The organism is Bacillus sp. WP8 (assembly GCF_000800825.1).
In the GTDB taxonomy this organism is placed as follows: domain Bacteria; phylum Bacillota; class Bacilli; order Bacillales; family Bacillaceae; genus Bacillus; species Bacillus safensis.
This window is the reverse complement of record NZ_CP010075.1, coordinates 2,454,399-2,475,211: the sequence shown is the minus strand read 5'-3', so window position 1 is coordinate 2,475,211 and position 20,813 is coordinate 2,454,399. Positions and strand designations below refer to the sequence as shown.

General features: G+C 42.5%; 16 protein-coding genes and 1 other annotated feature. Of the genes, 14 read left to right on the top strand and 2 right to left on the bottom strand.

Features of this window, described 5'->3' with window-relative positions:
- Positions 1-175 precede the first annotated feature (175 nt).
- The 4 genes from clpX (at position 176) to yihA (ending at position 6,320) form a co-directional block, all read left to right on the top strand.
- Positions 176-1,441, top strand: a complete 1,266-nt coding sequence (gene clpX, locus QR42_RS12460; RefSeq protein WP_024423180.1) for an ATP-dependent protease ATP-binding subunit ClpX — start codon at positions 176-178, stop codon at positions 1,439-1,441.
- A gap of 137 nt (positions 1,442-1,578) precedes the next feature.
- Complete coding sequence (gene lonB, locus QR42_RS12455; RefSeq protein WP_039180424.1) at positions 1,579-3,240, top strand: ATP-dependent protease LonB; 1,662 nt, start codon at positions 1,579-1,581, stop codon at positions 3,238-3,240.
- Between the two features lie 171 nt (positions 3,241-3,411).
- On the top strand, positions 3,412-5,736 hold the full coding sequence (lon, locus tag QR42_RS12450) for an endopeptidase La (protein ID WP_039180421.1): 2,325 nt from the start codon (positions 3,412-3,414) through the stop codon (positions 5,734-5,736).
- The gene (yihA, locus tag QR42_RS12445) at positions 5,733-6,320 is read left to right on the top strand and encodes a ribosome biogenesis GTP-binding protein YihA/YsxC (RefSeq protein WP_024423177.1); all 588 of its coding nucleotides are present in this window, start codon (positions 5,733-5,735) and stop codon (positions 6,318-6,320) included. Before lon ends, yihA begins: the two co-directional genes overlap by 4 nt.
- 209 nt (positions 6,321-6,529) lie before the next feature.
- On the opposite strand, the gene QR42_RS12440 is transcribed toward yihA, so the two are convergent.
- Positions 6,530-7,015, bottom strand: a complete 486-nt coding sequence (locus tag QR42_RS12440) for a hypothetical protein (protein ID WP_039180418.1) — start codon at positions 7,013-7,015, stop codon at positions 6,530-6,532.
- A 242-nt stretch (positions 7,016-7,257) separates the two neighbouring features.
- Between QR42_RS12440 and hemA the strand changes: the two genes are divergently transcribed.
- The 8 genes from hemA to ysxE all read left to right on the top strand — a co-directional run bounded on the left by hemA (position 7,258) and on the right by ysxE (position 16,008).
- The gene (gene hemA, locus QR42_RS12435) at positions 7,258-8,625 is read left to right on the top strand and encodes a glutamyl-tRNA reductase (RefSeq protein WP_039180415.1); all 1,368 of its coding nucleotides are present in this window, start codon (positions 7,258-7,260) and stop codon (positions 8,623-8,625) included.
- Positions 8,626-8,632: 7 nt separating this feature from the next.
- Complete coding sequence (locus tag QR42_RS12430) at positions 8,633-9,463, top strand: cytochrome c biogenesis protein (RefSeq protein WP_039180413.1); 831 nt, start codon at positions 8,633-8,635, stop codon at positions 9,461-9,463.
- Positions 9,464-9,500: 37 nt separating this feature from the next.
- The gene (hemC, locus tag QR42_RS12425; RefSeq protein ID WP_034279812.1) at positions 9,501-10,433 is read left to right on the top strand and encodes a hydroxymethylbilane synthase; all 933 of its coding nucleotides are present in this window, start codon (positions 9,501-9,503) and stop codon (positions 10,431-10,433) included.
- Positions 10,430-11,221, top strand: a complete 792-nt coding sequence (locus tag QR42_RS12420) for a uroporphyrinogen-III synthase (RefSeq protein WP_039180408.1) — start codon at positions 10,430-10,432, stop codon at positions 11,219-11,221. The genes hemC and QR42_RS12420 overlap by 4 nt, the downstream gene beginning before the upstream one ends.
- Positions 11,221-12,189: a porphobilinogen synthase gene (hemB, locus tag QR42_RS12415; RefSeq protein ID WP_029706177.1), complete on the top strand. Its 969-nt coding sequence runs from the start codon at positions 11,221-11,223 to the stop codon at positions 12,187-12,189. The genes QR42_RS12420 and hemB overlap by 1 nt, the downstream gene beginning before the upstream one ends.
- Before the next feature lie 27 nt (positions 12,190-12,216).
- A complete protein-coding gene (gene hemL, locus QR42_RS12410) occupies positions 12,217-13,509 on the top strand; it encodes a glutamate-1-semialdehyde 2,1-aminomutase (RefSeq protein WP_039180405.1) in 1,293 nt (430 codons plus the stop codon).
- Between the two features lie 134 nt (positions 13,510-13,643).
- The gene (locus tag QR42_RS12405) at positions 13,644-14,939 is read left to right on the top strand and encodes a LysM peptidoglycan-binding domain-containing protein (protein ID WP_039180402.1); all 1,296 of its coding nucleotides are present in this window, start codon (positions 13,644-13,646) and stop codon (positions 14,937-14,939) included.
- Positions 14,940-14,976: 37 nt separating this feature from the next.
- Positions 14,977-16,008 carry a spore coat protein YsxE gene (gene ysxE / locus QR42_RS12400; protein ID WP_039180399.1) on the top strand — a complete coding sequence of 344 codons (1,032 nt, stop codon included), beginning with the start codon at positions 14,977-14,979 and terminating at the stop codon, positions 16,006-16,008.
- 53 nt (positions 16,009-16,061) lie between these two features.
- On the opposite strand, the gene QR42_RS12395 is transcribed toward ysxE, so the two are convergent.
- A complete protein-coding gene (locus QR42_RS12395) occupies positions 16,062-16,250 on the bottom strand; it encodes a hypothetical protein (RefSeq protein WP_003216497.1) in 189 nt (62 codons plus the stop codon).
- Positions 16,251-16,418: 168 nt separating this feature from the next.
- Positions 16,419-16,648 (top strand) — a binding site (T-box leader).
- Positions 16,649-16,707: 59 nt separating this feature from the next.
- On the opposite strand from QR42_RS12395, the gene QR42_RS12390 reads away from it, so the two are divergent.
- Positions 16,708-19,350, top strand: a complete 2,643-nt coding sequence (locus tag QR42_RS12390) for a valine--tRNA ligase (RefSeq protein ID WP_039180395.1) — start codon at positions 16,708-16,710, stop codon at positions 19,348-19,350.
- 65 nt (positions 19,351-19,415) lie between these two features.
- The gene (locus tag QR42_RS12385) at positions 19,416-20,720 is read left to right on the top strand and encodes a bifunctional folylpolyglutamate synthase/dihydrofolate synthase (protein ID WP_039180392.1); all 1,305 of its coding nucleotides are present in this window, start codon (positions 19,416-19,418) and stop codon (positions 20,718-20,720) included.
- Positions 20,721-20,813 lie beyond the last annotated feature (93 nt).

The following is a 20,813-nucleotide window of genomic DNA, read 5'->3' as shown; positions in this document are numbered from 1 at the left end:
TTTTGGAAACGATAGTGTAAGTCGCATCTTTCTGTCATACATATCTCAATGTGCAGTGTTAGAAACACATCGTTACCGTCTTTTAGGAAAGTATGGTAAAATGCATACATACTGGACCCAGAAAGGTAGCTGACTGTTAGCTACAGGCAAGTGAAGAAGAATAAGGGGTGAAAGAATGTTTAAATTCAACGAGGAAAAAGGTCAATTAAAATGCTCGTTTTGCGGAAAAACGCAAGATCAAGTGCGTAAACTGGTCGCAGGACCTGGCGTATATATATGTGATGAATGTATCGAGCTTTGCACGGAAATAGTTGAAGAAGAGCTCGGCACAGAGGAAGAAGTTGAATTCAAGGATGTTCCGAAGCCTCATGAAATTCGGGAGATTCTTGATGAATATGTCATCGGACAAGACAATGCGAAAAAATCCTTAGCTGTAGCGGTTTATAACCATTACAAACGGATCAATTCCAACAGCAAGATTGATGATGTTGAGCTTTCGAAAAGTAATATTTCTATGATTGGACCAACAGGAAGCGGTAAAACATTACTTGCTCAAACACTTGCTCGTATTTTAAATGTTCCATTTGCGATCGCAGATGCAACATCATTAACTGAAGCAGGTTATGTTGGTGAAGACGTAGAGAATATTTTACTAAAGCTGATCCAGGCAGCGGATTATGATGTAGAAAAAGCGGAAAAAGGCATTATCTACATCGATGAGATCGATAAAGTAGCAAGAAAATCAGAAAACCCTTCTATCACTCGTGATGTATCTGGGGAAGGTGTCCAGCAAGCCCTTTTGAAAATTCTTGAAGGAACAGTTGCTAGTGTACCGCCTCAAGGTGGACGTAAGCATCCTCATCAAGAATTCATTCAAATCGATACAACAAATATCCTCTTTATTTGTGGTGGAGCCTTTGACGGCATTGAGCAAATCATCAAACGCCGCTTAGGTCAAAAAGTAATTGGATTCGGTGCGGAAAATAAAGTCGAAGATCTTGAAAAAGAAGTCCTTCTATCAAAAGTACTGCCAGAAGACTTGCTTCGCTTCGGTTTAATTCCAGAATTCATCGGTCGTCTACCGGTTATTGCAAGCCTAGAGCCGTTAGATGAAAAAGCACTTGTAGAAATCTTGACGAAGCCTAAAAATGCGCTCGTTAAGCAATATACAAAAATGCTTGAGCTTGACGATGTAGAGCTTGAATTTGAAGAAGATGCTCTTAGCGAAATTGCGAAAAAAGCAATTGAGCGTAAAACAGGTGCTCGTGGTCTTCGCTCGATCATTGAAGGTATCATGCTTGATGTGATGTTTGACCTTCCATCTCGTGATGATATTGAAAAATGTGTCATCACTGGTGCAACGGTTGCTGATGGTGAGCCGCCGCGTCTTGTGTTAAAAGATGGCACAGTCGTCAACAAAGATACAAAAACATCTGCATAAAGAGAAGTCTCACTCCTGAATCATTTTGATTCAGGAGTTTTTTATTTATCGTGGAAGACGTGTTTATTCCGTCCAGCTCTAGGAAATACTAGCAGACAGAAACCAATACATACGATAGATGAAGGAGGGAGCACCGATTGAGCTGGACAGGAATCGTATTATTTATACAGCTGTTCTTTGGTATCGTCATCGGGCTGTACTTTTGGAACTTACTGCGAAATCAGCGCACACAAAAGGTGACGATAGACAAAGAATCAAAGAAAGAAATGGAAGCACTCAGAAAGATGCGCTCAATCAAGCTGAGTGAGCCTTTATCAGAGAGAGTCCGGCCAAAGGGATTTCAAGATATTGTAGGGCAGGAAGACGGCATTCGTGCTCTAAAAGCAGCGCTTTGCGGACCAAATCCTCAGCATGTCATTGTCTACGGCCCACCGGGAGTTGGAAAAACAGCCGCTGCCCGTCTTGTCATGGAAGAAGCGAAACGTCATGCTGATTCACCGTTTAAGAAAGATGCGGTATTTGTGGAGCTCGATGCCACCACCGCAAGATTCGATGAACGGGGCATTGCAGACCCACTCATTGGTTCCGTGCATGACCCGATTTACCAAGGGGCGGGAGCCATGGGACAGGCAGGCATTCCGCAGCCAAAACAAGGAGCCGTTACGCATGCTCATGGCGGGGTTCTGTTTATTGATGAAATTGGTGAACTGCATCCGATCCAAATGAACAAAATGCTGAAAGTCCTTGAAGATCGGAAAGTATTTTTAGACAGTGCCTACTACAGTGAGGAAAACACCCAAATTCCGAATCACATCCACGATATTTTTCAAAATGGGCTTCCGGCTGATTTCCGGTTGATTGGTGCTACGACAAGAACACCTGAAGAAATTCCACCGGCTATTCGCTCAAGGTGTTTGGAAATTTTCTTTAAGGACCTTGACCAGCATGAACTAAAAATTGTTGCTGCTAAGGCTGTCCAAAAAATCCAAAAGGAATTAAGTGATGAAGGGCTGAACCTGTTAACCTCCTATGTGAAAAATGGCCGTGAAGCAGTCAATATGGTGCAGATCGCCGCTGGAATGGCCGTCACAGAAAACCGAAAAGACATCACGATCGAAGATGTCGAGTGGGTCATTCATTCAAGTCAGCTGACACCAAAATATGAACAAAAAGTACCGGAAAAGCCAAAAGTCGGGGTAGTGAATGGTCTGGCTGTCTACGGACCAAACAGCGGTGCCTTGCTTGAGATTGAAGTGAATATATGTAAGGCGCTTGAAAAAGGCAGTATCAACATTACAGGCATTGCTGAAGAAGAAAGCATTGGCAGTCAGTCTAAATCCATTAGACGAAAAAGTATGGCCAAAGGGTCTGTTGAAAACGTATTAACAGTGCTGAGAAACTTAGGCATACGGACAAATGAATATGACATCCATATTAATTTCCCAGGCGGTGCCCCGATTGATGGACCGTCTGCTGGGATTGCCATGGCGGCGGCGATTTTCTCTGCTATTCATCAAATCCCGATTGATCATCTGACAGCAATGACAGGTGAAATCGGATTGCAGGGTCAGGTCAAGCCGATCGGCGGTGTGATACCGAAGATTAAGGCGGCGAAACAAGCTGGTGCCACAACCGTGATTATTCCTTATGACAACCAGCAGTCGATCTTAAAAGAGATTGAAGGCGTCACCATTGTGCCTGTGAAGCACTTCCAAGAGGTGCTGGATCAGTGTTTGGTCAACCCGCCAGACGAGAAGAAAGATGGACTAGAAGAGGAAATGAAAAGAAAATCTGTTTAATCCCCATCACATATGGGGATTTTTTAGTGAAATAGATCTTTTTTTCTTTTTCAAGATAAAAAGAAAGGGTATACTACGGTAAGATCATCATTTCTCAAGTCTTTTACATTGTACAAGACTGAAACAGGTATATTATAATGATTCATACTAGTGACGGAGGTGTCAATCAACATGGCAGATGAAATCAAAAAGAATGTTCCGCTCCTCCCATTGCGAGGCTTGCTTGTTTATCCAACAATGGTCTTGCATTTGGACGTTGGACGCGAGAAGTCTGTTCAAGCATTAGAACAGGCGATGATGAACGATCATATGATTTTTCTAGCAACACAGCGGGAAATTTCAATAGATGAACCAGGTGAAGAGGAAATTTTCAAAGTCGGCACCTACACAAAAATCAAACAAATGCTGAAGCTGCCGAATGGAACGATTCGTGTACTCGTAGAAGGCTTAAATCGAGCGCAGATCGAATCATATGTGGAGCTTGAGGACTATACGTCCGTCGATATTAAAGAATTGGCAGAAGAAGATTTAAAGGACGCAGAAGCAGAAGCGCTCATGCGCACTTTGTTAGATCACTTTGATCAGTACATAAAAATTTCAAAAAAAATCTCAGCTGAAACATATGCAACGGTGACGGATATTGAGGAACCGGGGAGAATGGCAGATATCGTCGCTTCTCACCTGCCGCTTAAATTAAAGGACAAACAAGAAGTACTGGAAACAGTGGATGTTAAAAAACGTCTGAACCGTGTCATCAGCTTAATCCACAATGAAAAAGAAGTGCTGGAGATTGAAAAGAAAATTGGTCAGCGCGTCAAACGTTCAATGGAACGAACGCAAAAAGAATATTATTTGCGTGAACAAATGAAAGCCATTCAAAAGGAGCTAGGTGACAAAGAAGGAAAAACGGGCGAAGTCAGTTCATTAATGTCTAAAATCGAAGAGTCCAGCATGCCGGATTCTGTTCGTGAAACGGCACTAAAAGAATTGAACCGTTATGAAAAAATTCCTTCAAGCTCTGCGGAGAGCTCTGTCATTCGAAATTATATTGATTGGCTGATCAATCTTCCATGGGGCATCTATACAGAAGATCGTCTAGATTTAAAGCTGGCAAGTGAGATTTTAGATGATGAGCATCATGGGCTGGAAAAGGTCAAAGAACGTGTGCTTGAATATCTTGCTGTACAGAAGCTGACCAATTCATTAAAAGGACCGATTCTTTGCTTAGCAGGACCTCCTGGGGTAGGGAAAACGTCACTTGCCAAATCGATTGCTAAATCACTTGACCGAAAGTTTATCCGTATCTCTCTTGGCGGTGTGCGTGATGAATCTGAGATTCGTGGACATAGAAGAACGTATGTAGGCGCGATGCCAGGCCGCATCATTCGCGGGATGAGCAAGGCAGGCACAATGAATCCGGTGTTTCTTTTAGATGAAATTGATAAGATGTCCTCTGATTTTAGAGGTGATCCGTCTTCTGCGATGCTTGAAGTGCTGGATCCAGAGCAAAATCACAACTTTAGCGATCACTATATTGAAGAGACATTTGATTTATCACAAGTGTTATTTATTGCCACTGCCAACAATTTAGCAACCATTCCGGGCCCACTTCGTGATAGAATGGAGATTATCACGATTGCAGGGTATACAGAGGTTGAAAAAGCAGAGATTGTGAAAGATCACCTTCTGCCGAAGCAGCTAAAGGAGCACGGATTAAAGAAAGGGAACTTGCAGCTTCGTGAAGCAGCGATTTATGATATGATCCGCTATTACACAAGAGAAGCAGGAGTCCGCGGGTTAGAGCGTCAGCTTGCGGCCATTTGCCGAAAAGCGGCAAGAGCGATTGTGGCTGAAGACCGAAAACGCATCACAGTGACGGAAAAGAACTTATCTGAATTCCTTGGAAAAAGACTTTACCGTTATGGTCAGGCTGAAACAACAGACCAAGTGGGGGTTGTCACAGGACTTGCGTATACGACAGTTGGCGGAGACACCTTATCAATTGAGGTATCACTCTCGCCTGGTAAAGGCAAGCTCTTGTTAACAGGTAAGCTTGGTGATGTCATGAGAGAATCTGCACAGGCGGCATTCAGTTATATTCGTTCCAAAGCAGATGAACTGAACATTGATCCTAATTTTAATGAAAAGCATGATATTCATATCCATGTTCCAGAGGGTGCGGTTCCAAAGGACGGGCCATCAGCTGGTATCACCATTGCGACGGCTCTTGTATCAGCACTCACAGGACGTCCTGTATCAAAAGAGGTTGGTATGACAGGAGAGATAACGTTAAGAGGAAGAGTGCTTCCAATTGGCGGACTAAAAGAAAAAGCATTAGGCGCACATCGTGCAGGATTGAAAACCATTATTCTTCCAAAGGACAATGAGAAGGATATTGATGATATTCCTGAAAGTGTGAGAGAAGGACTAACCTTTATTCCGGTCTCACATTTAGATGAGGTGCTTGAGAAAGCGTTGGTAGGAGAGGGAAGATGAAAGTAACAAAATCAGATATCGTCATTAGTGCGGTGAAACCAGAGCAGTACCCGAGCGGTGGACTGCCTGAAATCGCGCTTGCTGGACGATCAAATGTTGGAAAGTCCTCGTTCATCAACTCATTGATTAATCGTAAAAATTTAGCGCGTACGTCTTCTAAACCAGGAAAGACACAGACGCTCAATTTCTACATTATTAATGATATGCTCCATTTTGTGGACGTTCCGGGCTACGGCTTTGCCAAAGTATCAAAAACAGAGCGCGAAGCCTGGGGTAGAATGATCGAAACGTATATTACAATGCGTGAAGAATTAAAAGCAGTTGTCCAAATTGTGGATCTGCGCCATAAGCCATCAGTAGATGATGTGAACATGTATGAATTCCTTAAATATTACGGAGTTCCCGTGATCGTCATCGCAACAAAAGCGGATAAAATTCCAAAAGGCAAATGGGAAAAACATGCGAAAGTCGTCAAACAGACGCTCGACATTGACCCATCAGATGAACTCATCTTATTCTCTTCTGAAACAAAAAAGGGAAAAGATGAAGCCTGGAATGCGATCCTTGCGAAAGTAAACGGCTAAAAAAAGCATCTGCGATGAGCAGATGCTTTTTTACATTAGTTTTCTTTTCAGCGTGAGATGAAAACCCTTGAAGTCTAGAAAGGACGAGTACTGGCGCGGAGCGAATTTGATATTCGTGAGCACCAGCACGCAGGACTGACACCGAATGCGAGGGTTTGTCTTCTCGCTGAAGGCATCTGCGATGAGCAGATGCTTTTTTATTGTATAAGTTATTTCCTTTTTAAAAATAATAAGAGGAGACTGACAGCAATCAGTACATAAGGCCAGTACAATTCAAAGCCAGAAGTAGGAATCGAAAGGGAACTTAGCTGTTTTGTAATTTGCTGAAAGAAATAAAGGAACAGACCGAGTGCGATCAGCACAACACCTTCAATACGATATTCTTTTTTCTGAGATGATTTCACAAAGAGTGCAAGTCCTACGATGAATACAATCATCGTAAATGTGTCTGGCCAGTGGTCCAATTTAGGCTGAAGAATAAAGTGTAGCGAAAGGCCTGTCATAAGCATACCGATAAACACATGAGCGCTTTCTTGCTCCTTCTTTCCTTGATATAAAAAAGCGAGTCCAAAAAGCAGTACAAGTGTATACCATTTCTCTTGATCCTTCCAAATGTCAAATTGACCTCCTGAGAGAATGGCATATAGCGCTACAGCCAGTAAAGTAAGCGGCAGCAAAATGGATTTCTTCTTCAAAGATGTCACCTTCTTTTAAGCAGATCATTTGTCCGCACGCGCCAAATCTGGTAAATTGCTTGAAGTGATGATATGGCATAAACGGTGTCGAACATTTTTCTACTATATCACAACATTTTTGAAATCTGTTCACAATTTTTATCCAGTTAAAAATGAATATATGTTATAATCATTATAAATAATAAATTCTATATTGTAATTATTATAAATTAGACAGGGCGTTGGGGGTGCAAGCTGAAGTTATGCATATTCTTGTTGTGGGTTTAGATTATAAAACAGCCCCTGTTGAGATACGGGAACAGCTGAGCTTTGAACCGAGTGAGCTCGGAACAGCGATGTCCAAGCTTAAAGAAGAAAAAAGCATTCTAGAGAATATCGTCATCTCAACATGTAATCGAACAGAGATCTACGCAGTAGTAGATCAGCTTCATACTGGACGGTTTTATATAAAAAGATTTTTAGCCGATTGGTTCGGTTTAGAAAAAGAAGATGTCTCTCCTTATTTGAAGTTCTATGAAAACGATGGAGCGGTTGAGCATTTATTCCGTGTGGCCTGTGGACTTGATTCCATGGTCATTGGTGAAACGCAAATACTCGGTCAAGTACGCTCAAGTTTTAAAGTAGCTCAAGAGGAGAAGACCATTGGTACCGTTTTCAATTATTTATTTAAACAGGCGGTCACTGTTGCAAAACGCTCTCATGCGGAAACGGATATTGCGTCTAATGCGGTGTCTGTCAGCTATGCAGCGGTTGAGCTTGCTAAAAAAATCTTTGGACGTCTTTCTGATAAGCATGTCCTGATTCTTGGCGCGGGCAAAATGGGCGAACTGGCGGCTCAAAACCTCCAAGGGCAAGGAATTGGCCAAGTAACGGTTATCAACCGAACATTTGAGAAGGCAAAGGAATTGGCCGGTCGTTTTTCAGGAGAGCCTAAGAGCTTAAACCAATTAGAAAAAACATTATCCGAAGCGGACATTTTAATCAGCTCAACGGGTGCGAAACAATTTGTCATTACAAAAGAAATGGTCGAAAGTGCGAATAAAAAGCGGAAGGGCAGACCTCTATTTATGGTAGATATTGCTGTGCCCCGTGATTTAGATCCAGCCATTTCTGAAGTAGAAGGTGCTTTTTTGTATGACATTGATGACCTTGAAGGCATCGTGGCTGCTAACTTAAAAGAGCGCCGTGCAGTGGCTGAGCAGGTTGAGCTCCTGATTGAAGCAGAAATTGTAGAATTTAAGCAATGGCTGAATACGTTAGGTGTTGTTCCAGTCATTTCTGCACTTAGAGAAAAGGCACTCACAATTCAAGCCGATACGATGCAGAGTATTGAGCGGAAGCTTCCAAACCTCACAAACCGTGAAATGAAGCTGTTAAATAAACATACGAAAAGCATCATCAACCAAATGCTGAAAGATCCTATCTTAAAGGCAAAAGAAATTGCCGCGGAGCCAAATGCAGAGGAAAAACTTTTACTCTTTAAAGAAATCTTTGATTTACAGGTTGAAGATGAAGAGCAAAAGGTCGAACCTGTACAGGTGGAGCAAGGGGCATTTCAGCTGTTCAAACCAAATATGGCACAAGGCTTTGCTACAGTTGCCAGTGAGTGATTAAGCGATGATGGAATCCATTGTAGCGAGACTCAATGAAGCAACGATCTTAATCTATGCACTAAGTGTCTTGTTCTATTTCATAGATTTTCTTCAACACAACCGGAAGGCTGGAAAAATGGCTTTCTGGTTGCTTTCTATTGTCTGGCTGCTGCAAACAGTCTACATGTTCTATATTATGATGGAAACAGACCGATTCCCTGTGTTGAATGTAGCAGAGGGGTTATATTTTTATACGTGGGTGCTTGTGACACTTTCGCTTGTGCTCACAAAGATATTGCGCGTTGAATTTATTGTCTTTTTTACAAATGTGATCGGTTTTTCCATGATGGCGATTCATACCTTTACACCATCTGACCTCCATTCAGCAGAACTAACGGGGAAGCTGACGAGTGAACTGCTCGTAATTCATATTACGATGGCGATTTTATCCTACGGTGCCTTTTCACTTTCTTTTGCATTTTCACTGCTTTATCTCTTTCAATATCGTTTGCTGAAAAAGAAAAAATGGGGAAAATGGCTTTTGAGAATTGAAGACTTATCAAAGCTGGATCATATGGCATACGTATTAAACATTATTGGTGTGCCAATGCTTTTGCTTAGTTTAATTCTTGGCATCATTTGGGCATATATCTCGTATGATACGTTGTACTGGACAGATGCAAAGGTGCTTGGTTCGTTTATTATGCTGTTTTTATATGGCTTTTACTTATATATCAGATTGGTGAGAAATATGCAGGGCAAAATCGTGGCATTTTGGAATGTCGCTTCATTCCTTGTGCTGATGATCAATTATTTTCTGCTTGGTAGCTTATCAACCTTTCATTGGTTTCAATAATGATGAGTCTTAAAGGCATTGTCGGGAGGAAGACGTATTGCGTACAATTAAAGTAGGTTCTAGACGAAGTAAGCTGGCAATTACACAAACAAAATGGGTCATTCAAAAGCTGTCTGAACTAAACCCTTCTTATTCTTTTGAAATAAAAGAAATTGTAACAAAGGGTGATCAAATTTTAGATGTGACCTTATCTAAGGTTGGCGGAAAAGGACTGTTTGTTAAAGAGATTGAGCAGGCGATGCTGAATCATGACATCGATATGGCGGTGCACAGCATGAAGGATATGCCGGCAGCTCTTCCGGAAGGTTTAGTGATTGGCTGTATTCCTGAGCGTGAAGATGTGCGGGATGCACTTATTTCGAAGGATCATCTAAGTCTCAGCGAACTGCCTAAGGGTGCAATTGTGGGAACGAGCAGCTTACGGCGCAGCGCACAGCTTCTTCAGGAAAGACCAGATCTTGAGATTAAATGGATTCGAGGAAACATTGATACGAGATTGGAAAAGCTGAAAAATGAAGAGTATGATGCCATTATTCTAGCTGCTGCCGGTCTGTCCAGAATGGGATGGAGCAAAGAGGTTGTGTCGGAATTTTTATCTCCTGAGACGTGCCTTCCAGCCGTTGGACAAGGCGCGCTATCGATTGAGTGCCGCGGGGATGATGAAGAGCTGTTGCAGCTTCTCGCCCAATTTACGAATGAATATACGAAGAAAACGGTCCTCGCAGAAAGAGCCTTCCTCAAACAAATGGATGGAAGCTGTCAGGTGCCGATCGCCGGCTATGCAACGATGAATGAGCATAATGAAATTGAACTAACAGGTCTTGTTGCATCTGCTGATGGGCACACAATTATTCGAGAAACCGTCACAGGCACTGACCCTGAAGCAATTGGAACAGCGTGTGCTAAGCAGATGGCCGATAAGGGAGCAAAGGATTTGATCGACAAGGTGAAAAAGGATCTGTCTCAATGAGCATAGGCAAATCGCTTCACGGACAGACGGTGCTTGTCACTCGAAATGAACGTCAAGCGGGCGTGTTTCAGCAAAAGATTGAAGCGCTGAACGGCCATGCGGTTTTAACCTCTCTTATTCGGTTTGAGCCTACGCTCACAAAAGAAAAAGCGCAGGACTTTTTAAAGGACTTAGAAAATAGCCAATGGCTTGTTTTCACGAGTGTGAATGGTGCGTCTTTTTTTCTGAACTACATAAAAGACCATCATTTCCAAAAGAGCTTATCCCATTTAAAAGTGGCTGCTGTAGGAGAGAAAACCTCTGCCTATCTTGAGCAGCACGGCTTGAAGGTGGATGTTGTGCCAGAACGATTTATAGCGGAAGAACTGGCAGATGCATTACTTGACCATGTACGCCCAGGAGATCGTGTGTTTGTAGCAAAAGGGCATCTATCACGAGATGTGGTGAAAGAGACCCTCGTTCCGCTCGGCATAGAGGTAAAAGAATGGATTTTATATGAAACAGTCAAGGATGAGGATGGAATTGCTGCTCTTAAATCGGCAATGACGAAGCAATCATTTGATTTTATTACATTTACGAGCTCATCTACTGTTCATTCTTTTATGCATGTGATGGAAGCAGATGCAGCGATGCTTGCTGCATCTGACACCTGTTTTGTGACGATCGGTCCTCTGACAAAAGAGGCACTGCTTCAATACGGGATTTCTTCTGAAACCCCAGATACTTATACGATAGACGGAATGCTTGATTTGATGTGCCGTTTATCTGAAAGGAAGTTGAACCATTGATGAAATTTAACAGACACCGCAGATTGCGGACAAGCGCAGGAATGAGAGAATTAGTCAGAGAAACTTTTTTAAGACCATCTGATTTCATTTATCCGATCTTTTTTGTAGAGGGAGAAAATGTCCGAAAAGAAGTCTCTTCAATGCCAGGTGTGTATCATATTTCTGTAGATCTTGTGAAAGAAGAAGTCCAAGAGCTTGTTGATCTTGGCATCAAATCGATCATTGTATTTGGTGTGCCAGATCATAAAGATCATGTAGGCAGTGAGGCGTATCACGATCATGGCATTGTTCAAAGAGCAACGCTTGAGATCAAAAAGCATTTCCCAGAGCTCGTGGTGATTGCAGACACTTGCTTATGCCAATATACAGATCACGGACATTGCGGAATCGTTGAAGATGGTGAAATTTTAAATGATGAATCTCTTCAGCTATTAGCGAAAACTGCTGTCAGCCAAGCGCGTGCAGGTGCAGATATCATCGCGCCTTCAAATATGATGGACGGATTTGTTGTTGCCATTCGTGAGGCACTGGATGAAGCAGGCTTTATTCATGTACCAGTCATGTCTTATGCTGTGAAATATGCAAGTGCTTTTTACGGTCCGTTCCGTGATGCAGCACATAGTACACCGCAGTTTGGAGATCGTAAAACATATCAAATGGACCCTGCAAACCGTTTAGAGGCTCTAAGAGAAGCGCAATCTGATGTAGAAGAGGGAGCAGACTTCTTGATTGTCAAACCATCTCTTTCTTACTTAGACATTATGCGTGATGTGAAAAATGAATTTACACTCCCTGTTGTTGCTTACAATGTGAGCGGAGAGTATGCAATGGTAAAAGCCGCTGCTCAAAATGGCTGGATTTCTGAAAAAGAGCTTGTTCTGGAAATGCTGACAAGCATGAAACGTGCAGGAGCAGAACTCATTATTACGTATCATGCAAAAGATGCAGCAAAATGGCTCTCAGAATAAAGAACGGATAGACAGGAGGACATTGAAATGGGACGTAGCTATGAAAAATCAAAACAAGCATTTGAAGAAGCACAGCATTTAATGCCTGGTGGTGTCAACAGCCCTGTGCGTGCATTTAAATCAGTCAACACAGACCCGATTTTTATGGAACGAGGCAAAGGCGCCAAGATCTATGATATTGATGGAAATGAATACATCGATTATGTCTTATCATGGGGACCGCTGATTTTAGGACATACGAATGATCGTGTCGTTGAAAGCATTCAGCGAGTAGCGGAAAATGGGACAAGCTTCGGTGCTTCTACGTTAGTTGAAAATGAATTAGCTAAACTTGTATCAGAGCGGGTCCCTTCCATCGAAGTCATTCGCATGGTCAGCTCTGGTACAGAGGCGACGATGAGTGCACTTCGTCTAGCTCGCGGTTTTACAGGCAGAAATAAAATTGTGAAATTTGAAGGCTGCTATCATGGCCACGGTGATTCTTTGCTCATTAAAGCGGGTTCTGGAGTGGCAACGCTTGGATTGCCTGATAGTCCTGGTGTTCCTGAAGGGACTGCAAGCAACACGATCACAGTGCCGTACAATGATTTAGAAAGCATTCAAGTTGCTTTTCAAGAATTTGGCGACGATATTGCTGGTGTCATTGTAGAGCCAGTCGCAGGAAATATGGGGGTTGTCCCTCCGCAAGAAGGTTTCTTGCAAGGGCTGAGAGACATTACGGAGCAATACGGATCATTACTCATTTTTGATGAGGTCATGACTGGCTTCCGTGTGGATTATCACTGCGCGCAAGGCTATTTTGGCATCACACCTGATCTGACGTGTCTTGGTAAAGTCATTGGAGGCGGTCTTCCGGTCGGTGCTTATGGCGGAAGAGCGGATATTATGAGACAAATTGCGCCAAGTGGTCCAATTTATCAAGCAGGAACGTTATCTGGTAACCCTCTTGCGATGACAGCAGGCTTAGAAACTCTAAAACAGCTGACACCTGAGTCTTATGAAGAGTTTAAACGAAAAGGTGACCGTTTAGAAGAAGGTATTTCGAAAGCAGCAAAAGCATATGGAATTCCATTAACGTTTAACCGTGCGGGCTCCATGATTGGATTCTTCTTTACAAATGAAGAAGTGATCAATTATGACAAAGCGAAAACAGCTGATCTTGCTTTATTCGCTGAATTTTACAAGGAAATGGCCGATCACGGCATCTTCCTCCCGCCATCTCAATTTGAAGGGCTATTCCTGTCAACAGCTCATACAGATGAAGACATCGAATATACGATTGAGACAGTGGAAAAGGTTTTTCAAAAACTACGTCGATAAAACAAAAGCCGATATGGAGACATATCGGCTTTTTGCGTTGGAGAAAACCAATCATATTTTCACTTCCTCCCACATACAACTGTATTGACATCTAATTTTATTTTTTAAGGATTAGATGAAAGGAGGACACCGACTTGTCTCAAAACAATCGATTACAGTTTTCGGTAGAAGAATCCATTTATTTCAAAAGCGGACAGGAAGTCAGTGAGCTGCTGTCAATTTCTCTCGACCCTGACATTCTCGTTCAAGAAGTGAATGATTATGTTTCCATTAGAGGTTCACTCGAGCTAACAGGAGAATACAACATAAATCAAGAGGAGCTATTGGGTGAATTGAGTTCCTTTCCAACATACAGGGAAGCAGATGAGGTAAAGGTAAGAGAAGACGGAACGGCGGAGCTTCTGCATCAATTTCCAGTCGATATCACCATTCCGAAGAACAAAATTAGTCATTTAAATGATGTGTTTGTGTTTATTGATGCGTTTGATTACCAGTTGACAGAGAATCGTTTGCTTACCATTCAGGCTGATTTAGCCATTGAGGGCTTGTTAGACGAGGAAACGCCTCAAGCGCCTGTAGAGGAGCCGTATGAATTTGTCCATCGTCCTGAAGAGGATTATGGCGATATGGCTTACGATTATCAGTTGCGGCCGGAACAAGAAGAACAAAAAGAGCTGCAAGGCGAAGAACATGAGGATGATGAGAAGCAGCCTGTTTTCCAACATGACACACGTGCTGAGCAAGAAGAACAGGAAGATCAAGAAGAAGAAATTGAGATAGAACTGATGAACAGGGAAGTAGAGGAAGTGCTCGAAGAACCCGAGGAATCTGAAGAACAAGAAGAGCCGGAACAGCCGAATAACCAAGAAGAAGCTGTGGCGCTTGGCTATCGATCCATCCCTGAAGCTCACGTGCAGGAACCGCCATTTTTTGAACCACCTAAGCTTTTAGAAGAAGAGGAGCGGGAGGATACATTCTTTGAAGTGGAAGTGAGAAAAGATCCGGAAGCTGCCGAAGAGCAGGAAGAAACGGTACAGTCATATCCGGCATTTGAATCACCTGCTTATCAAGTGGAACCTGAGCAAGAGGAGCAGGATGACGAATATCAGCTCGGGCGGTTATATGAACGGGAAGCACCTAAAATATATGAGTCAGCTCAAGAAGAAGAGGAGCTTGAAGAAGACGTGAGAGAAACGTCTGGCAGTGAGAACTCTCTTTATTTAACAAAGCTGTTCGCTAAGCAGGAGGAGGAAGATTTTTCTCGCATGAAAATATGTATAGTTCAGCAAGAAGATACGGTCGATCGTATTTGTGAGAGATATCAATTGAATGTGCAGCAGCTTCTTCGCACAAACTCATTATCGATTGATGCGGAGCTTGAGGAAGGGCAGATTCTTTATATTCCTGAATATCAAAAAAGCAATGCATAGCAAGCGATGACTGACCGAGAAAATGTGGTGAGTGAACGTGGATGAAATCCAATCTGTCTTATACGAATACGGACTTGAGGCTGAATATATTGAACCTGTCAGTCCTGTTGTCATCAAGGTATATACAAAGCAGGGTGTATTTGCCTTGAAGCGAGTAAAAGCCAACCGGCATATGCAATTTACTGAACAAATGCTTGAACTAGAATCAAAGGGATATCGCTCCTTTGTGCCGATTTATCGGACGAAGAGCGGTTCCTTTTTCTCAAGTCATCGGGAAAGCCAGTATGCATACTATCTGATGCCGTGGCTGACGAATGAAAAGAGAGAAGAGCAGGACGATAAGCACGAATATTTATTTCAAGAGATTGCAAGACTTCATAAGCGTACTGAAGTCATGATGGATATCACAGAGCAAGAGATAGAAGCGCATTACACCCAAATCAAGACCAAATGGGAAACAGAGAAAGACATGTATGAACGATTCATAGAGCGGGCAGAACAAACGTGGTATATGTCGCCATTTGAGCTGGCCGCTGCTATGTATTTTTCAGAGGCAATGTCTGCCAGCGAATTTGCGCTTGAACGATTAGAAGATTGGCATGAAGAAATGAAAGACAAAGAGACAACGCGGGTTGTGCTAAATCATGGACAGCTATCAATCCATCATTTTTTGTATAATGATGTAGGAACAGGACATTTCACCAATTTCGAGCGGTCTAAAAAAGCCGCCCCCATCTATGATCTTCTGACCTATTTCTTTCGGACATTCAAAACCTATCCCACGTCTTGTCCTGAATGCACTTCTTTGTTTTATACGTATCAAAAAGGAAACCCTCTTCGGGAGGAAGAACTGCATTTGTTCCTAAGCTACCTTGCTTATCCGCAAGGGCTGTTTGATACAGTAAAAGCTTATGAAGCAGGCGGGCAGGATGAAATGGAAAGCTGTCAGCAGTTGTTAAGAGCGTATTGGCAGATGAAAAATTCTGAGCCGACCGTCATGAAGATTCATGAGATTGAACAGGCTAAACGGCTTGAAGAAGAACAAAGTGCCTCGTCATCAGCGGAATGACGAGGTTATGCTGCGTTGGCTTTATATGGGCAGGTACATAAGCATGAGTTTTTTTAAAACCAATCAAGATGAAAGGCACAGGCGAGAAAAATAAGAATACCTAGAATGAGGACGTCAAATGTTGTAGGGAAAATGATCGTACGAAATCCTTGAAATATAGCAATCGGGAGAACGACTTGGGAGGCAACTGCCCGAATTTGTCTCAGCCAGGGGGGGAGTGTGTAAGGATTGATCTTCTTCAAATCAAACGCCCTCCTTCTTCATTTTGTTATTATCATATGGGCAAAAGGGCGAAGGGTGCCTGCCCAATTTGTATAAAGAAGAAGAAAAGCGGAAAAGATGATTGACGAAAACAAAAGGCATTTAGTAATATTAATAAAAGATGAGTATGTGCTGATGAACGTGATATATCGTAAGCGTGGATCAGGAAGAGTACGAGCAAGACCCTAAAGAGAGGGAAGCCAAGAGCTGAGAGGTTTCCTAGGATGTACTTGTTTGGAAGGTCGCCTGTGAGCTTAATTTCTTGAATGAACAAGTAGAGAAATTCGGGAGAACCCCGTTATCCTTTAGAGTGTATGGGACACGTGTATGTGTCTCGTGAAAAAAGGTGGTACCGCGAAAAAGCTTTTTCGTCCTTTTATAAGGATGGAAAGGCTTTTTTTATGTTTCATCAGCCGAAAAAATGTGGAGGTTACACAAATGGGAACAAATAATCAAGAAATGCCAACAAAGTACGATCCTAATGCGATTGAAAAAGACCGCTATACGTACTGGCTTGAAGGAAAATTCTTCGAAGCACAAAATGACAAAACGAAAGATCCATATACAGTCGTCATTCCTCCACCAAACGTGACAGGAAAACTGCACCTTGGGCATGCATGGGATTCTACACTCCAAGACATCGTGACGCGTATGAAACGGATGCAGGGCTATGACGTTCTTTGGCTTCCAGGTATGGACCATGCCGGTATTGCGACTCAGGCAAAAGTCGAGGCAAAGCTTCGCGAAGAAGGCGTAAGCCGGTATGACCTTGGCCGAGAGAAATTTGTGGAAGAAACGTGGAAGTGGAAAGAAGAATATGCAGATTTTATTCGCAGCCAGTGGGCGAAGATGGGCCTTGGTCTCGATTACTCCCGTGAACGTTTTACTTTAGATGAAGGTCTGAATAAAGCCGTTCGCCAAGTGTTTGTTCAATTGTACGAAAAAGGGCTTATTTATCGCGGAGAGTACATCATTAACTGGGATCCAGCAACGAAAACGGCACTTTCTGATATTGAAGTGATTTATAAGGATGTTCAAGGTGCGTTTTATCACTTGAGATATCCGCTTTCAGATGGCACGGGTTCAATTGAAATTGCGACAACAAGACCTGAAACAATGCTGGGAGATACAGCCGTAGCCGTACACCCTGATGACGAACGCTATCAGCATTTGATTGGAAAAACAGTGGTTTTACCAATTACAGGCCGTGAGATCCCAATCGTCGGTGATGACTATGTTGATATGGAGTTTGGTTCAGGTGCTGTGAAAATTACACCTGCTCATGATCCGAATGACTTTGAGCTTGGAAACCGCCACGGGCTAGAGCGTATTCTTGTCATGAATGAAGATGGCACAATGAATGCGAATGCCCTGCAATACAAAGGGATGGACCGCTTCGAATGCCGCAAACAGCTTGTGAAGGATTTACAAGAAGAAGGCATTTTGTTCAAAATTGAGGACCACATGCATTCAGTTGGTCATAGTGAGCGAAGTGGAGCTGTCGTTGAACCGTATTTATCAACACAATGGTTTGTGAAAATGCAGCCGCTGGCAGACGAAGCCATTCATCTGCAAAAAGGGAACGACCAAGTTCAATTTGTTCCAGACCGATTTGAAAAGACATATTTACATTGGATGGAAAATATCCGTGACTGGTGTATTTCTCGTCAGCTATGGTGGGGACACCGTATTCCGGCTTGGTATCATAAAGAAACGAAAGAAGTATACGTTGGACTTGAAGCACCAGAAGATATTGAGAACTGGGAACAGGATAACGATGTGCTTGATACATGGTTTAGTTCAGCACTTTGGCCGTTTTCTACAATGGGCTGGCCGGATGCAGACAGTGAAGACTTCAAGCGCTACTATCCAACCAATCTGCTTGTAACTGGCTATGACATCATTTTCTTCTGGGTATCCCGCATGATCTTCCAAGGTCTTGAATTCACAGGAGAAAAACCGTTCAAAGATGTCCTTATTCATGGGCTTATCCGCGACGAACAAGGGCGTAAAATGAGTAAGTCGCTCGGCAATGGAATTGATCCAATGGAGGTCATCGACAAATACGGTGCGGATTCATTAAGATATTTCTTAGCGACTGGAAGCTCACCAGGTCAGGATCTTCGTTTTAGCTTTGAAAAGGTTGAATCCACTTGGAACTTTGCGAACAAAATTTGGAACGCATCCCGTTTTGCTTTAATGAATATGGATGGTTTAACGTATGATGAGCTTGATTTAACAGGAGAAAAATCAGTTGCTGACCAATGGATTTTAACACGCTTAAATGAAACAATTGAAAGTGTCACACAGCTTGCTGACAAGTATGAATTCGGTGAAGTGGGCAGACATTTATACAACTTTATTTGGGATGATTTCTGTGATTGGTACATTGAAATGGCGAAGCTTCCGCTTAATGGAGAAGACGAAGCAGCGAAGAAAACGACTCGTTCGATCCTTGCGTATGTATTAGATCAAACGATGAGACTTCTACATCCGTTTATGCCGTTCTTAACAGAAGAAATCTGGCAGCATCTACCGCATGAAGGTGAGTCCATTACTGTTGCGGCATGGCCTGAAGAGAAGCCGGAGCTTTCCAACGAACAAGCTTCTGCTGATATGAAGCTGCTTGTGGAACTCATCCGCTCTGTTCGTAACATTCGCAGTGAAGTGAACACACCAATGAGCAAACAAGTTGAACTTTACATTAAAGCCTCTACATCTGATGTGCAGGAACGCTTAGAGAAAAACCGTTCATATATTGAGCGCTTCACAAACCCAAGTGTTCTTGAAATTGGCACGGATATCCCAGCTAGTGATAAAGCGATGACGGCTGTTATTTCTGGAGCAGAACTCATTCTGCCGCTTGAAGGCTTAATCAACTTAGATGAAGAAATTGTTCGTCTGCAAAAAGAGCTTGATAAGCTGACAAAAGAAGTGGAACGAGTACAGAAAAAGCTTGGCAACGAAGGCTTTATGAAAAAAGCGCCTGAAAGTGTCGTAGAAGAAGAGCGTGCGAAAGAACGTGATTATGTCGCAAAACGCGAAGCTGTTCAAAAGCGTATTGAAGAGCTGAAAGCATAAGGTTGAAAAGACGGCTCCTAATGAAAGGGAGTCGTCTTTTTTGAAAATTTCGTATGAAATGAGAGATGACATTGTTTACAACCTATCATGAAGCCATTGATTGGATTCACAGCAGACTGGCCTTTGGCGTAAAACCGGGTCTTGAACGAATGAAATGGCTGATGAACAGACTAGGAAATCCGGAACAAAGTATAAAAACAGTACATGTTGCAGGTACAAATGGTAAAGGATCAACCATTGCGTTTACGCGTTCTGTGTTGCAGGCAGCCGGCTATTCGGTCGGAACTTTCACCTCTCCGTTTATACTAACGTTCAATGAAAGAATCAGCGTGAATGGAGTGCCTATAGAAGATGAAGAATGGTTGAGTTTGGTGAATGAAATCAAGCCTTTTGTTGACGAATTAGATCAAACAGAGCTTGGCGCAGCGACAGAATTTGAAATCATTACAGCATGTGCATTTGCTTATTTTGCTCATGTGCATCAAGTAGACTTTGTCCTCTTGGAAACAGGGCTTGGGGGAAGACTTGATTCTACAAATATTGCTATGCCTATTTTAACAGCGATTACGTCAATTGGTCATGATCATATGGCCATTTTAGGTGACACACTTGAACAGATTGCAGCTGAAAAAGCGGGTATTATCAAAGCGGGTATTCCAATGATCACGGCAGTTCACCAGCCTGAAGCTCTTGCTGTCATTCATAACACAGCAAAAGAAAAGAATGCTGAATGTATTTCCTTACATGATACTTGTAGGTTTGATGAGCAACAGCCGACAGAAACAGGTGAACGTTTCACGTTACGCACATCAAAAAAGCAGTATCCGCAGCTTGAAACAGGATTAATCGGAACGCATCAAAGGCAAAATGCTTCCCTTGCTGTTTTACTCATTGAATGGCTGGAGCAAGAAGGCTATATTAGTGTGACAGAAGAGCAAATATATGAGGGCATTCGGCAGGCAGTTTGGGCTGGGAGATTTGAAAAAGTCAAAGATCATCCTCCAGTGTATTTAGACGGCGCTCATAATGAAGAAGGGATCGACCGTTTAATTGAAACTGTACAAGCTCATTTTTCTAGTAAACAGGTGCATATATGTTTTAGTGCTTTAAAAGATAAGCCGTACAAGCAAATGATTCAAAAGCTTGAAGCTGTCAGTTCTTCTATCCATTTTGTTTCATTTGATTTTCCAAGAGCCGAATCAGCTGAAAAGCTTTATGTATGCAGTCAGTTAGACGTAAAGTCGTATGATGATGACCCTCGTACAGTGCTTGAGTTCATTCAGAAAAAAAGTGATGATCCGTCAGCGGTGATCATTGTGACAGGCTCTCTTTATTTTATTTCAGATATACGAAATCGTATGATCGGGTAACACAAAAACGCAAATGGCTTTAACGCCATTTGTGTTTTTTTCTTTTGATATGCAGATGGAAAGTAAAATCATATTTTCGCTATGTGCTCAATG

Excerpts from the sequence above, each read along its gene's own strand:
- clpX (WP_024423180.1), top strand. The coding sequence starts at position 176 with ATGTTTAAATTCAACGAGGAAAAAGGTCAATTAAAATGCTCGTTTTGC.
- lon (WP_039180421.1), top strand. The coding sequence starts at position 3,412 with ATGGCAGATGAAATCAAAAAGAATGTTCCGCTCCTCCCATTGCGAGGC.
- yihA (WP_024423177.1), top strand. The coding sequence starts at position 5,733 with ATGAAAGTAACAAAATCAGATATCGTCATTAGTGCGGTGAAACCAGAG.
- QR42_RS12385 (WP_039180392.1), top strand. The coding sequence starts at position 19,416 with ATGACATTGTTTACAACCTATCATGAAGCCATTGATTGGATTCACAGC.
- QR42_RS12420 (WP_039180408.1), top strand. The coding sequence starts at position 10,430 with ATGAGCATAGGCAAATCGCTTCACGGACAGACGGTGCTTGTCACTCGA.
- hemA (WP_039180415.1), top strand. The coding sequence starts at position 7,258 with ATGCATATTCTTGTTGTGGGTTTAGATTATAAAACAGCCCCTGTTGAG.
- QR42_RS12430 (WP_039180413.1), top strand. The coding sequence starts at position 8,633 with ATGATGGAATCCATTGTAGCGAGACTCAATGAAGCAACGATCTTAATC.
- hemB (WP_029706177.1), top strand. The coding sequence starts at position 11,221 with ATGAAATTTAACAGACACCGCAGATTGCGGACAAGCGCAGGAATGAGA.
- hemL (WP_039180405.1), top strand. The coding sequence starts at position 12,217 with ATGGGACGTAGCTATGAAAAATCAAAACAAGCATTTGAAGAAGCACAG.
- QR42_RS12390 (WP_039180395.1), top strand. The coding sequence starts at position 16,708 with ATGGGAACAAATAATCAAGAAATGCCAACAAAGTACGATCCTAATGCG.